12 protein-coding genes are annotated in these 14,214 nt (G+C 34.4%); 10 read left to right on the top strand and 2 right to left on the bottom strand.

All coding sequences use genetic code 11. The features are described from left to right. The first annotated feature begins 129 nt into the window (after window positions 1-129). The 4 genes from AAV98_RS05115 to AAV98_RS05100 all read left to right on the top strand — a co-directional run bounded on the left by AAV98_RS05115 (window position 130) and on the right by AAV98_RS05100 (window position 3,151). Complete coding sequence (locus AAV98_RS05115; RefSeq protein WP_060664494.1) at window positions 130-918, top strand: N-acetylmuramoyl-L-alanine amidase; 789 nt, start codon at window positions 130-132, stop codon at window positions 916-918. Between the two features lie 136 nt (window positions 919-1,054). Then, on the top strand, window positions 1,055-1,372 hold the full coding sequence (locus AAV98_RS05110; RefSeq protein WP_060664493.1) for a hypothetical protein: 318 nt from the start codon (window positions 1,055-1,057) through the stop codon (window positions 1,370-1,372). 84 nt (window positions 1,373-1,456) lie between these two features. Further along, window positions 1,457-2,065, top strand: coding sequence for a class D sortase (locus AAV98_RS05105; RefSeq protein ID WP_060664492.1), 609 nt, complete (start codon window positions 1,457-1,459; stop codon window positions 2,063-2,065). Window positions 2,066-2,380: 315 nt separating this feature from the next. Next, complete coding sequence (locus tag AAV98_RS05100; protein WP_060664491.1) at window positions 2,381-3,151, top strand: tyrosine-protein phosphatase; 771 nt, start codon at window positions 2,381-2,383, stop codon at window positions 3,149-3,151. 41 nt (window positions 3,152-3,192) lie between these two features. Here AAV98_RS05100 and tagU read toward each other — a convergent pair whose 3' ends face one another. After that, the gene (gene tagU, locus AAV98_RS05095) at window positions 3,193-4,119 is read right to left on the bottom strand and encodes a polyisoprenyl-teichoic acid--peptidoglycan teichoic acid transferase TagU (protein ID WP_060664490.1); all 927 of its coding nucleotides are present in this window, start codon (window positions 4,117-4,119) and stop codon (window positions 3,193-3,195) included. A gap of 189 nt (window positions 4,120-4,308) precedes the next feature. On the opposite strand from tagU, the gene AAV98_RS05090 reads away from it, so the two are divergent. From AAV98_RS05090 to AAV98_RS05065, 6 genes are all read left to right on the top strand, one after another. Beyond that, window positions 4,309-5,100 (top strand): SGNH/GDSL hydrolase family protein, encoded by a 792-nt coding sequence (locus tag AAV98_RS05090; RefSeq protein WP_060664489.1) that lies wholly within the window; start codon window positions 4,309-4,311, stop codon window positions 5,098-5,100. Window positions 5,101-5,825: 725 nt separating this feature from the next. Further along, window positions 5,826-6,968 carry a non-hydrolyzing UDP-N-acetylglucosamine 2-epimerase gene (gene wecB, locus AAV98_RS05085; RefSeq protein WP_060664488.1) on the top strand — a complete coding sequence of 381 codons (1,143 nt, stop codon included), beginning with the start codon at window positions 5,826-5,828 and terminating at the stop codon, window positions 6,966-6,968. 203 nt (window positions 6,969-7,171) lie between these two features. Next, window positions 7,172-8,281, top strand: a complete 1,110-nt coding sequence (locus tag AAV98_RS05080; protein WP_060664487.1) for a glycosyltransferase — start codon at window positions 7,172-7,174, stop codon at window positions 8,279-8,281. Window positions 8,282-8,307: 26 nt separating this feature from the next. Further along, window positions 8,308-9,408 carry a glycosyltransferase gene (locus AAV98_RS05075; RefSeq protein ID WP_060664486.1) on the top strand — a complete coding sequence of 367 codons (1,101 nt, stop codon included), beginning with the start codon at window positions 8,308-8,310 and terminating at the stop codon, window positions 9,406-9,408. A gap of 28 nt (window positions 9,409-9,436) precedes the next feature. Further along, window positions 9,437-10,705 carry a glycosyltransferase family 4 protein gene (locus tag AAV98_RS05070; protein ID WP_060664485.1) on the top strand — a complete coding sequence of 423 codons (1,269 nt, stop codon included), beginning with the start codon at window positions 9,437-9,439 and terminating at the stop codon, window positions 10,703-10,705. Next, window positions 10,705-11,415, top strand: a complete 711-nt coding sequence (locus AAV98_RS05065; RefSeq protein WP_060664484.1) for a DapH/DapD/GlmU-related protein — start codon at window positions 10,705-10,707, stop codon at window positions 11,413-11,415. Before AAV98_RS05070 ends, AAV98_RS05065 begins: the two co-directional genes overlap by 1 nt. Before the next feature lie 43 nt (window positions 11,416-11,458). Here AAV98_RS05065 and AAV98_RS05060 read toward each other — a convergent pair whose 3' ends face one another. After that, window positions 11,459-14,026 (bottom strand): SH3 domain-containing protein, encoded by a 2,568-nt coding sequence (locus AAV98_RS05060; RefSeq protein ID WP_082380773.1) that lies wholly within the window; start codon window positions 14,024-14,026, stop codon window positions 11,459-11,461. Window positions 14,027-14,214 lie beyond the last annotated feature (188 nt).

The raw sequence follows: 14,214 nt of genomic DNA, 5'->3' as shown, positions 1-14,214 counted from the left end.
TAGACGTTAAATAATATAAAAGGTTACAAGGAGGTGGACAGGTTATATGCCTGTTTTTGTAAATCTTTTACAAATCGGACATATGATGATAGTACAAGTGGTCTAAAATTGTAGAAAGAGGTGTAATGTATGAAGATAGTATTAGACGCAGGCCATGGATACAATACTCCAGGAAAGCGTACACCCGATGGAATGAGAGAGTATGAATTTAATAGGGTAGTTGCTCAATATACAAGACAGGAATTGTTGCGTTACCAAGATGTGGAAGTACTCTTCACCCACTCCGATGATAGAGATGTCCCTTTACAAGAACGCACAGACAGAGCAAATGCCTGGGAAGCACGTGCATTTGTCTCCATTCATGCAAATGCTTTTGGTAATGGAGGATGGAATACCGCTCAAGGAATAGAAACATACACTCCAATTGTTCAGTCCCCAAACTCTGATCGCCTCGTCAATATGGTTCACCGCAGACTCATCCAAGCAACAGGTAGAAGAGATAGAGGAATAAAATCAGCAAATTTCCATGTTCTCCGGGAAACAACAATGGCATCCATCTTGTGTGAATGCGGATTTATGACTTACTATCCAGAAGCACAGTTATTGAAAACGGATAGCTACCGTAGAACATGTGCCCTGGCTATTGCAGAAGGGTTAGTAGAATATTTTAATCTAAAACTTAAACCAACACCACCCCCGTCAACAAAAATATATAAAGTGCAAGTAGGGGCATTCCGTGCAAAGAAAAATGCGGATAGTCTTGCAGCAGAACTCAACAAAAAAGGCTTTAACACCTTTGTATTCAGAGAAGATAATCTATACAAAGTACAGACAGGAGCCTTCTCTCAAAAAGAAAATGCAGACCGTTTGGCTGCGACATTAAGGTCCCAAGGCTATACGACCTTTATTGGTATTTAAAGAGACCCTTTCTTAGGGTCTTTTTAAATTCGACAACCTTTTTTTCAGAATTAGGAAAAAAACAGGAAAAATGTACTTTTATATCGAACTAAATAAATAGACAAAAGAATGATGTTTTATAGGGGGACATAGAACGATGAAAAACATAGATTGGAAATCAATATTTAAGCGTACTGCTAATTTTATCTGCTTCACACTTTCACTAATATTCTTAATATACAACATTAGTATCTTGGGATTCTTTTATTTACTTGTAACCTTTGGAGAAACTCAAGGGACTATGATCTATTCTCTAATAAGCGTGGCGGGGATTCTTCTTGTGATTATTCCGCTTGTATTTAAGTTGGCTAGGTTTAAGTTTTATTATTTTGCTTTAATAGGGCTACATTTTATGACTGCTTTTATGCCTATTTTTATGAAAAAAATGGGTGGTGTGTTTGATAAGTTATTGTAAATAGTTAACCATGTAGTTGATGTTTTTCTAAAATTAGGTAAAATGAGTGTGAAAGCAAAATTGTATAAGAGGTGAAAATAAACTTTGAAAAAGGGTATTATAGTGGCTATTCTGTTTATCTTTACAGGTCTTTCCTTTATTGGCTATGGCCTCTTTGAAAAAATTACAATGGATAGAAAAACAGAGGCGGCACTTAAAGATGCTGTCTCTATAACGAAGGAAATGGTAAGCGAAAAGAATACACTAGAAAAAAAAGATCGTCCTAAGAAACCGGATGATTATGCACCTGAGACAGGAGAAGTTGTAGGTTTACTTAAAATCCCTAAACTTGAAGCTGAACTGCCAATAGTAGAAGGAACAGACCCTGCAGAGCTGGAAAAGGGAGTAGGTCATTTTAAGGGCGCATCTTTTCCAGGTGAAGAGGGCCAAATCGTGTTTTCAGGCCATCGAGACACTGTTTTTCTTCGCTTAGGTGAACTGGAAATTGGTGATAAATTCTATGTGAATATGCCATATGGGGAATATATGTATGAAATCTATGATTCCAAGATAGTAGATGAGGATGACAGAACAGTGATTACCCTTCAAAAGGAAAAGGAAGATCTCCTTCTTACCACATGTTATCCCTTTACCCTTACTGGTGCGGCACCTGAAAGATATATTTTATATGCTAAACCTGTTAATTCAAGATAATGACACCTTTAGGGGTGTTTTTCTTTTTTTTCTTATCGACACAACATAAAAATTTTTAATAGTTAAAAAGTAGTTATTTATAAAAAACTTTTATTCCACAAAAAATGCGTAATATAGAATGAATAAAGGATATTTTGTTTTACCGATATAATTAATTTTTGGTTTAGTTGTTTGTTGGAAGTTGAAAGAAGCACTGTATTTACCTAATTCGACAAAATATACCCGTTCTCAAGGATTTTCTTCTATGATAATATAGTACTAATCGATATAAAGAACGATTGATAGTGCAAAAGTACTATTTTTGGAGGGGAAATAATGATCGATGTTCATTGCCATATACTTCCTGGTACGGATGATGGAGCAAGACATATGACGGAGAGCTTAGAGATGGCCAGGGTTGCTGTGAAAGAGGGAATTACTACAATAGTTGCAACACCCCATCATAATAATGGGCAGTACATGAATTCCAAAGATGACATATTAGAGAAGGTCAAGGAGCTTAATAACCGCTTGGAAAAGGAAGGCATTGACATAACAATTCTGCCTGGACAAGAGTGCCGTATTTCAGGTGAACTATTGGAACAGTACGAGAGAAATGAACTACTTACTATAAACAATACAGATAGATATGTATTTATTGAACTCCCTTCTAGCCAAGTTCCCCTCTATGCGGAAAAGATCATCTATGATATTCAGCTGAAAGGTTTGACCCCTGTTATTGTCCATCCTGAACGGAATGCAGAATTGATTGAAAACCCGGAAAAACTATACCAACTAGTTAAAAAAGGTGCATGTACACAAGTAACAGCATCTAGTGTAGCAGGAAAGTTTGGAAAGAAAATCAAAAAGTTTTCCTTAGACCTGATTGATGCCAACCTTACCCATCTTGTTGCATCTGACGCACATAATCTTAAGAATAGAAGCTTTCAAATGGCTGAAGCTTATAAAGTTATTGAAAAAGAATGTGGTACGGAAGCGAAATACCTTCTGATGGAAAATGCAGAGTTGCTTGTGGAAGGTTCTATGATGATGAAGGAAATTCCGGAGAGAATCAAAAAGAGGAAATTGTTTGGGCTATTAGGATAATAAATGGAGGGGCTACCAACTTTGGTAGCCCCTTATTGTTATTAATTTTTACTCGCGACCTCTTCATCCAGCTCTAAATGTTCTCTAAGCTGATTGGATAAGTTGATACGATCTTCCTCTGCAACAATTAAATAGTAGATATTATCGATTTTGGTACCTGAACCTGTTAATTGATGTTGAGACAAATGATGACGGGCAGCTTTATAATTGCTTTGTATATCCACCATTTCATCAAAAGTCAAATTTGTTCGAACATTATCACCTAGAATACCCAATATATCATCAATTTTCGTAACAGAAGAAATGCTGGCTCCTTTATTTATGACACCTTGTATAACATCTCTTTGTCTTTGTTGACGGCCAAAATCACTATCTAAAGAACGCATACGTGAAAAGCTTAATGCTTCTTCCCCATTCAATTCTATGTCACCTAAAGGAAAATAATGGCCGTTTTGACTAAATTCCAATTTATTATCAACCGTCACGCCGCCGACAGCATCCACAATATCTTTAAAGCTCTCCATGTTCACTTGCACAAAGTAATCTATAGGTATATCTAAAAAATTCTCCACTGTTTTAATAGACATTTCTGGTCCCCCAAAGGCATAAGCGTGATTGATTTTATCTTCAAAACCTTTTCCAATAATTTCTGTTCTAGTATCACGTGGGATACTTACCATTTGCATCGTTTTTTCATTTGGGTTTACAGTCAATACAATCATTGAATCTGAACGCCCTTTATCACCAGGTCGCTCATCCACACCCAAAATCAAGAAGGACAAAGGATCCTGTTGTTTAAAATCTACCTGATTTGGTCTTTTGTCAGAATTAGTCCGATCTAATGGAGTGTGCATGGAACTTGCAGCGTTTTCCAGAGATTTATAGACACTAAATGCGAAAATTCCTACACCTATTGTAGATAGGGCAAGTATACTGATTAACACTTTGAACCATTTCTTTTTAAACATGCAATCCTCTTCTTCCTATTGTAGTTATCCACTAAATTATATGTCCTTTGAACTAACAATACAATATAGTAACAGGCAAATCACCTTAGAAAATGTAAAAAAATGTTTCGAGAGTCGCCACTTGTTCATGAATTACATAACTATTGAAAAATATTAAAAAAATAGTATATTTGGTATGAGGTGGTAATTTTGAAAGCGTTTATGACACTAGTTATACTAGTATGTATAGGAACAATTGTATATGGAAACTATCATTGGAATAATAAACTAGGAATAACGGTGGAAGGAGAGGTAAGCTTAATTAATCATTCAACAGCAACCGCTCCAAAAGTAGTAAAAAACAATATTGAGGCAACGGGTAAAAGTTTATCTAATCTTCCTGATGCATTGGTAGAAACTCTTCTGGGAAAATCCAAAAGTGGAGACGTTGTCAATGTAGCGATTATCGGATCGGAAGTGAATGCCTTACACGATACTAGTTGGACCACTATTTTTATAAAGGAAATGGAACGTGTATATGATGGTTTATTTAATATCAGTGTAACTGCAGTACAGGGAGAGGTAACAACAAGTGAGGTTGCGCAAAGGGATCTACATTTAGAAAATTTTAATTCTAAATCAGATATCGTAATTATAGAGCCGTTTTTATTGAATAGCAACGGGCTAATCTTAATCGATCATTCACTGCAGAATATCTCAGAAATAATAGAAGAACTTAAAGTTGAAAATCCAAACATGTTCATATTTCTACAACCTGGACAACCTATTCACAAAGCTATCTATTATCCAATTGATGTTAAAGCACTGGAAAATTGGACAAAGGAAAATGGCTATACTTATATCAACCATTGGACAAGTTGGCCGGACTACCAATCCGATGAGTTGCAAGACTATGTGTATGCTGATAGCCTCAGCCCAAATGAAAAGGGTCATGAAGTATGGGCTAAACATCTGGTCAATTATTTCACAGGAAAAGAATAATATAAAAAGCGCACATTTACTTTTGTGCGCTTTCTGTAATTAAAACTTAATTAAGGTTACCCAAAGTATGCAAGAAACAAAAAGTATGCCTGCGTAGACATAAGAAAAAATTTTACCAAAGCGGGAGTGAGATGTGATGTGCTGGATGAATAGTGTCGGGACAACGAGCCATGGAATAAGTAACAAGCTGGAAAGTAAATATCCAGTTACAGAGAATGTATCATGTGCAAGTTGAAAAGCAAGAGCTGGGAGTATAGTAAGAAAAGGACTTATACAAGAAAGGAAGATCAATCTTATCCCATAGGCATTCATTACTATAGACATTTCGGTCCATTGTACATCTAGCGAGATCTTTTTTGTGTTAAATTTTTTTATTAAAGGGATTATTCTATATGTACTAGTAGCCACCTCATATCGCCCTCACTTTATTTGTTATATTACTTAAAATTATGTCCTCGATTTGCAATATATTCTTAATGTTATTTTATTTATAAACTTACCCTGAAAAGTTGTAATATAAACCTATTATCTTACATGTACAACTAGTGACTCTTGTAAGTTGTGGAAAGTTCACTCTAAATTCCAATTAAAATCTAGTTAGTGGATACAATAAAAATAAGGTTAAAATTATTACGTTTGTGCATGTATACTCACTGTGATAATCTTGGATGTATATTTTAGAAGTAATGCATTAGTTGTAACTATGATTTGAAAGGTGAAGAACTATGACCCCAAAAATAAAAGTAATGACCATTTTCGGTACAAGACCTGAGGCTATAAAAATGGCGCCACTAGTTTTAGAATTAAGAAAACAAGAAGAGCATATTGAATCAATAGTAACTGTTACAGCACAACACAGGGAAATGCTGGATCAAGTGCTTGAACTGTTTTCGATAGAACCCGATTATGACTTGAATATTATGAAGGATCGACAAACATTAACTGGAGTTACGATACGTGCGTTGGAAGGTTTAGAAAGAATAATGCAAGAGGTGAAACCAGACCTCGTACTGGTACATGGAGATACTACTACTACTTTTGTATCTAGTTTAGCTGCATTTTATAATCAAATACCTGTAGGACATGTCGAAGCGGGATTGCGGACATGGAATAAATATTCCCCATACCCTGAGGAAGTAAATCGTCAAATTACAGGAGTAATAGCAGATCTTCACTTTTCACCTACCGACAAGTCACGTAACAACCTAATAAGTGAAAATAAAGATGAAAATTCTATTTTTGTTACTGGGAATACCGCAATAGACGCGTTGAAAACAACAGTGAGAGAAACATATGAACATGAAGTACTAGATAAGATTGGTAAAGATAGACTAATTTTACTTACAGCTCACCGTAGAGAGAACGTCGGTACTCCTATGCGAAATATGTTTAGAGCTATAAAAAGAATAGTAAGTGAACATTCAGATGTGCAAGTAGTATATCCGGTACATTTAAATCCGGCAGTAAGAGAAATCGCAAACGAGATAATTGGTGATGATCCTAGAATACACTTAATTGAGCCATTAGGAGTGTTTGACTTTCATAACTTTGCTGCTAGATCTGCGTTTATTTTAACTGATTCTGGAGGAGTGCAGGAAGAAGCCCCATCACTTGGAGTGCCAGTTCTAGTGTTAAGGGATACTACAGAACGTCCAGAGGGAATAGAAGCAGGAACTTTGAAACTTGCTGGTACAGATGAGAATAAAATCTATGAACTATCTTATCAACTCTTAAATAACAAAGAATTTTATGAACGGATGTCTAAATCCTCAAACCCTTATGGAGATGGAATGGCTTCTAATCGTATAGTTAAATCAATTTTATATCACTTTGGCAGGGGCCCTAAACCAGATACTTTTAAGCCTTGATTCCATTTATACACCAGCTCTATTTTATAGAGGTGGTGTTTTGGGTTATTCAATTGTATTTATTGAAACAAAGAATTATTGAATTGTTTTATATTCCCAATATTGTCACACGTAAAGAGTAAGAGAAATCTTAACTTTCTTTTATTTAGAGATGATTGAGTATATAATGATACAGAATCTAAAAAATTGAGGTAAAGTTAAACATGAAAAAAATTATTGTTTATTATCCCTACGAACTTAAAGAGCAAAAAAGCGGATCTTCAGTAAGACCAATTAAGATGCTTGAGGCTTTCCGTAAGTTTGGTGAAATTATTAATAGAGAAATCATAGAAATACACGGCGATTCTAATAGTCGAAAATTACAATTAGAAAAAGTCTATCAACAAATTAATCCCAAAGAAATTGAATGTTGTTATACAGAAAATGCTACAATACCACTTTGGTTAACGGATAAAGATCATATACCTCGTAATGCATTTGTAGATATAAAATTTTATAAATATCTACAAAAAAACAAGATACCTTTAGGTCTTTTTTATCGAGATATATATTGGAAATTCGATGAACTATATAAGGTAAATGGATTTGTTAAACCTATTATGCAATCGTTGTTCAAATACGAACTTGCAATATATAAGAAATATGTAACATGTTTCTATCTGCCTAGTATCTATATGAATGAGTATCTAGAATTTAAGGGCTTGGAGATACTCCCTCCTGGTGGTGTAGATTTAACTGACTATAGAAATCCACCTCAAGAAAAAGAAGTGGTACAAGCTATATATGTTGGGGGAATACATCCTAGGTACGGTGTTTATGAAATGTTAGAAGCTATCAAAAGTATTAATGATACTAAGATGAATATTTCTTTGACTCTTGTTTGTAGAGAAAATGAACTTAATCAATATAAAGAGCTATTTGAGCCTTATAGAAATGCTGAGTGGTTAAAAATGATCCACGCTCATGGTGATCAATTAGTCCCTTTATATAGGGAAGCAGATTTTGGTATAGTTCCAATTAAAAAAGATTTCTATAATGACTTTGCTGTTGCTGTTAAGCTTTTTGAATATATTTCTTATGGGTTACCGATAGTTGCTACAGACTGTAACGCTCAGAAAGATTTGATTGAGGATGGAAACTTTGGTGTTGTCGTTAAGGATAATGCAGTAGACCTAGAACTAGGTATAAGAGAAATGCTTGACTTCAATAAGAGAGTTCTATATGAAAAAAATGCAGTTGAAAGTTTAAAACAAAAACATTTATGGCTAAATAGGGCAGAGACAGCTTATTCTAGCTTAATGCAATCTAAATAAATTTAGGAGGTGTCAAGTTAGTTCTAATGAAAATTTTAGTACTTGCTCAAGATTACCCTAGTGAAGCAAATAAATATGCGATGAATTTTGTTCATACTAGAAATTTAGAGTATAAAAATAAAAATATAGAAGTTAATGTACTATCATTTAACGCAAAAGTTTGTTATGACTATGATGGAATTACTGTAGTGACTGAAGAAGAGGTAGTTAAGAAAAAGTTATATTCTACCTCTGAGATAGTAATTAGTCACGCGCCTAATATTAGAAATCATATTCGATTCTTAAATAAATATAACGATGAGATAGAACAACTAGTTATGTTTTTTCATGGACATGAAGTAATGAAGATGAATAATTATTATCCTAAACCATTTGCATTCATGCCAACAAAGAAAAAGAATAAATATGTTCAAAACATATATGATCACTATAAACTTTTTGCAATGAAGAAGTTTATTGTAAAGCAAGTTAGAGACCAAAAACTTCACATGGTTTTTGTAAGTAATTGGATGAGGGATGTATTTATTGAGAATACAAATATAGACAAGCAGATAGTAGATAAGAGTTCTGTTATTATTCCTAACTCCATGAATAATGTGTTTTTAGATAAATCGTATATCACAAATGATAGAAAAAAGGGTGATTTTATAACAATAAGACCCTTAGACAACCCTAAATATGGTGTTGATATAGTAGTGGAAATTGCCAAAAAATATCCTCATTTATCATTTGATATATATGGTAAAGGGAGTTTATTCAAATATATAGAGAAGCCAGACAATGTGACCGTATTTGATGATTTCTTAAAGCCGGAGCAATTAGCGGAAAAATTAAATGGCTATAGATGTGCGTTAATGCCCACTAGATTGGATGCACAAGGGGTAATGATGTGTGAAATTGCGTCTTATGGAATGCCTATTATCACCTCTGATCTTCCGATATGTAAAGAAATGCTTCAAGATTTCCATAATGTATGGTTCTTTAACAATGACTCAGCAGAAATATCGTTAGATAAAGTATTGCAAGAAATAGATTTGAAAAAGGTACCTGATCCAATAACAAAAGAGATATTTTCATTAGAGAAAACAACGCTTAAAGAAATCGAATTGTTTAAAACACTAATTTAAACTAACTTAAAATTGTGAGTGATTTATAATGAAACTATGGATATTTAACCATTATGCCATTGCCCCGGGGAAAAGTGGGATAACGAGGGATTATGATTTAAGTAAAAGATTAATTGATGCCGGTCATGAGGTAACTATTTTTGCCTCATCATTTGATCACCGAACACGCAAAGAGAACCATTTTTCTAAAGACTCTAAGGAATATTACAAGGTAGAGGAACTGGAAAGTATTAGGTATGTATGGATAAAAACAACACCATACAGAAAAAACAATCTAAATAGGGTATTTAATATCCTTAGTTATGCATATAGAGGTTGGAAAGCATCAAAAAGAATAGATAGAAAACCCGATACTGTAATGGGAACTATCGTTCATCCATTAGCTGCATTTTTAGGTTATATTGTGTCTGTAAACAAAAAAGCGCTATTTTATTTTGAAGAAAGAGACTTATGGCCTGAAACATTAGTGCACCTTGGAAAATTCTCAGAGAGAAACCCCATAATTAAAGTGTTGGGTCAGTTAGAATTATTTCTATATAAAAAAGCAAAAAGAATTATTGTATTGTTTGATAAAGCACCTGATTATGTTAGGAGCAAAGGAATAGAAGATAGGAAAATCATTTATCTTCCTAATGGGGTCGATATTGATCGTTATAAAAGTATTTACTCCCTTCCTGATACCGTAGAAAAACAATTGAAGCAACTGCATGGTAAATACTTAGCGGTATATACCGGTGCTCATGGTTTAGCAAATAACTTGGATGTGCTTTTAAACACAGCAAAGTTAATAGGAGAGACTAATAATAACGTTCATTTTCTTTTAGTTGGTGATGGGGTAGAAAAAGAAAGATTGATTTCTAGGACTAAAAATGAAAATATTCATAATGTCTCCTTTGTTGACCCAATTCCAAAGGAGCTTATTCCTAGTTTATTGTCACGATGTAATGTAGGGTTAATATCTATGTTAGATGCTGATCTGTATAAGTGGGGAATGAGTTTGAACAAAGTTTATGATTATATGGCTGCTAGTATACCAACAATTATCAGATGTAATATGCCTGAAACAATTGTTAAACGGTCACATGGTGGATTTGAGGTTAAGAGTGAAAAAGAAATGGCAGAAAAGCTTCAATATGCCTTTGAGAACCCTGAAAAAATGAAAGAAATGGGCTGGAATGCCAGGAAATATGTTGAAGAATACCATTCTTGGGAAGAGAACGCAAAAACTTTGATTCATGCTATGAATGAAGATCTAAAAAATGATGTTGTGAGTGGAAAAAGAGGAGGAAATCAATAATGAATGAACCTGTTATCGGTCAAAATGTAGTCATTAAGGATGATGTTAAATTTGGTACAAATGTAACTATTGGAAATAATGTTGTAATCTATGAAGGTACAACAATTGGAGATAATGTAATTATTCAAGACAATGTAGTAATAGGTAAACAACCAACACGGGCTAAAAACTCTATTTTACCAGAGGTGAAAAAATTACCCCCAACAATTATTGGAGCAGGATGTACAATTGGTACCTCTGCAATTATCTATGCAAATGCCGAAATTGCAGAGGAAGTATTTGTAGCGGACTTAGTAACAATTAGAGAAAGAGTTAAAGTGGGCTTTAGAACAATTGTGGGAAGAGGAGTAGCTATTGAAAACGACTGTGTCGTTGGAGAGAAGTGTAAACTTGAGACAAATTGCTATATTACTGCTTACTCTACTATTGAAAACTATGTCTTTATCGCACCAAGCGTTGTTACTACAAATGATAACTATATGGCACGCTCAAAAGAACGTTATGACAAGTTCAAAGGAGTGACCATAAAAGAGGGTGGAAGAATAGGTGCGAATGTAACAGTCCTCCCAGGAAAAGTAATACATGAAGATGGTGCAGTAGCTGCAGGAAGCGTTGTAACTAAAGATGTTCAAAAAGAGGAGCTAGTGTTAGGAAGCCCTGCAAAAGTGGTTCGAAAAGTATCAGAAGAGCAATTGTTAAAAAATCAATAAATAAAAAAGGGTTCGGTGTGATTATTCACACCGAACCTTTTATTTACTTATTAAAATAATTCAACAGACCTTGAACCATGGCATTTGTGACATTTTCTTGATACGAGTTCATTACCACTGTTGCTTCTTCAATTGGATTTGACAAGAATCCTAGTTCAACTAGAGCTGAAGGGCGCTGGTTGTTTCGTAATACACTTACATCTTGATACTTAACGCCACGATCCCTTAAACCGGTATAAGTGATTAGTTGACTTTGTAAGTTCTTAGCAAGAAGCTCATCTCTGCTTTTATTGTAGTAGAGAGTTTCTATACCGTTAGCAGTAGGTACAGGTCCCAGGGCGTTATAGTGTATGCTTATGAATGCGTCCGCATTGTTAGAATTACTTATTCTAGCTCTTTCAAAAAGTTCTATATAAGTATCTACTGTTCTTGTTTGAACAACGATCGCACCATATTCAGTTAACTTCTCTTCAAGAAGTTGTGCAGTCCTTAAATTTAGCGCTTTTTCCTGCATCTTAAGCAAAACCCCAATTGCACCTGGATCTACACCACCGTGTCCCGCGTCCAGTACAATTACTTTACCTAATAGAGAAGTGTTTGGCTTAGAAATAACTTTTACGGACTCTATATTAATCCAGCCTTCTATATTCTCAAAGGAAACAAGGTACCAATTCCCTACCTGCCTTTTAATATAGACAGGTTTCTTAACTAATGAGTGAATAATAGTAGAATACTCAGAACCAGGACCACTTTTTAAAGGAGACGCTGAAATAGCCACTCCAGGTATCATAGTTGGAGGTGGGCTTCCCTCAGTTATGTGTTTAGAGTAAACCCATCCATTAATACTTGAGGATTTGATATAATACCAACCATTGATTTCTTTTTCTATTTCTATTGATGTACCCTTGTTTAAAGTGCCAATTGGACTGATTCTAGTAGTTGGAGAAGAATACACATCAACATAATTACCAACAACAGTAGAGTCAGTTTTTAATAGTTTCTGATATATCCATCCATTTGAATTGTTGTTGAAGACTACCTGATACCAACCATTAATTTCTTGGATGATTTTAACAGGATCATCTTTTGTAAGAGTATTAATGATTGAAGTTCTTAAACTAGCCCCGCTGTGAACGTTGACATTATTTGATAAAACAATTGCTTTCTCTCCAGAAAGGTTGATAGGATAAGGACTTCCCTCATTAAGATATGTAGAATATACCCAGCCGCTTTTTGATGAACTTGTGAAATAGTACCAACCATTAATCTCTTTTGTTACAGAAATTACCTCGTTCTGAAGGTTATAAATTACTTCTGCACGGGTACTAGGTACACCATAAACGTTTACAATCTTATTGGAAGATGTGATGCTAGATTTTAACAAACCGCCATATACCCAAACAATTTTCTGATTAACATTAATTTCAAACCATCCGTTTATTTCCCTGATGATAGAAACAGGTTGATCTTTGTCCAAGTATCCTAAAAGAGTAGTTCTTAGACTCGCACCTGAATAATAGGGTAGTTTATCTGACAATACAATTGCTTTTGAACTATTTCCATTGATAGGGTTCGGGCTACCGTTTTTGACATGTTCATAATAAACCCAACCTTCATATTCACTATTATAAAATTTATACCAGCCATTTATCTCACTGAGTAGTATTAAATTATCACCTTTTGTTAAATTCCCTATCGTATCTACCCTTGTACTTGGAGCACCATAAACGTTAACAAACTCACCTAAAACATCAATATTTGTGTTAAGTAGTCCGCTGTACACCCATCCATTAATTGAAGCGGAATTTATTTCATACCACCCGTTAATTTCTGAAAGGATAATAACTTTTGTATCCTTTGATAAGGTACCAATTTTACTTGTCCTTAAACTGGCGCCACTATATACATCTAGGTTTGTTGGTAATACCATTGCTTCTTCCCTTTCAGATGAGTCACTAATCGGGCTCCCGACTTCTAATTGGGAATGATAAATCCACCCATCTAAACTAGGGGATGATATATAATACCAACCATTAATTTCTTTTAAAATAGTAATGTTTGTTCCATTTATTAAAGAACCCGAAGTTGGAACTCTAGTACTAGGAGAACCGTATACTTCTACTATTCCATTAGTAACTTTAGTGTCAGAGTATAGCAGATTCTGATAAACCCAACCGGTTACGTTTGGGGACACTATCTCATACCATCCACTAACTTCACGTTTAACCATTATTTTTTCATCTTTAACTAAGGTTGCAATTACAGCGGACCTGGGGCTTGCTCCTGATCGCACTTCTAAACCGTTGATAAGGGAAATTGCACCTGGATAAGTTGATTCAGTAGTTATAAGCCAGCCAGCTATCCAGCCAGATTGGGTTGAATTAAGCTTGATATGGTACCAATCATTTTTAAATTCTAGAACTTCGAATTTCTGGCCCTTTGAGACTTTGGTAATACGGGTGAAGCTTGTACTAGGGCCTTCTCTAATATTGACATTATCTTCCGCTACTACTATATGTGAAACAGTATTAGCGTGAGAGTTGGTTTGTGGGTACATTAGGCCAATAAACAATAGTGATAAAAACAATGTTAATCTAAGCTTAAACATCATGTCCTCCTCTTAATTTTTGTCACAAAATACATTATACTTTAGAAAAATGTCTAAATGTGTAATATATTTGAAACTATCTATAAAATATATCGTCTAATTAATATATTAATTGAGTAATAATTTTTCCCATTTACAAGTTATATAGTTAAGATGTAAACTAGTCAGGTAGATTGAATGTAAAATTAGTT

Origin of the sequence: Bacillus sp. CHD6a (genome assembly GCF_001293645.1) — a bacterium.
Lineage (GTDB): Bacteria > Bacillota > Bacilli > Bacillales > Bacillaceae_I > Sutcliffiella_A.
The sequence above is the reverse complement of the archived record's forward strand: the minus strand, read 5'-3'. Positions and strand labels throughout refer to the sequence as shown.

Coding starts and splice junctions, on each gene's coding strand:
- AAV98_RS05060 (WP_082380773.1), bottom strand. CDS start 14,026: ATGATGTTTAAGCTTAGATTAACATTGTTTTTATCACTATTGTTTATT.
- tagU (WP_060664490.1), bottom strand. CDS start 4,119: ATGTTTAAAAAGAAATGGTTCAAAGTGTTAATCAGTATACTTGCCCTA.
- AAV98_RS05115 (WP_060664494.1), top strand. CDS start 130: ATGAAGATAGTATTAGACGCAGGCCATGGATACAATACTCCAGGAAAG.
- wecB (WP_060664488.1), top strand. CDS start 5,826: ATGACCCCAAAAATAAAAGTAATGACCATTTTCGGTACAAGACCTGAG.
- AAV98_RS05110 (WP_060664493.1), top strand. CDS start 1,055: ATGAAAAACATAGATTGGAAATCAATATTTAAGCGTACTGCTAATTTT.
- AAV98_RS05070 (WP_060664485.1), top strand. CDS start 9,437: ATGAAACTATGGATATTTAACCATTATGCCATTGCCCCGGGGAAAAGT.
- AAV98_RS05100 (WP_060664491.1), top strand. CDS start 2,381: ATGATCGATGTTCATTGCCATATACTTCCTGGTACGGATGATGGAGCA.
- AAV98_RS05065 (WP_060664484.1), top strand. CDS start 10,705: ATGAATGAACCTGTTATCGGTCAAAATGTAGTCATTAAGGATGATGTT.
- AAV98_RS05080 (WP_060664487.1), top strand. CDS start 7,172: ATGAAAAAAATTATTGTTTATTATCCCTACGAACTTAAAGAGCAAAAA.
- AAV98_RS05075 (WP_060664486.1), top strand. CDS start 8,308: ATGAAAATTTTAGTACTTGCTCAAGATTACCCTAGTGAAGCAAATAAA.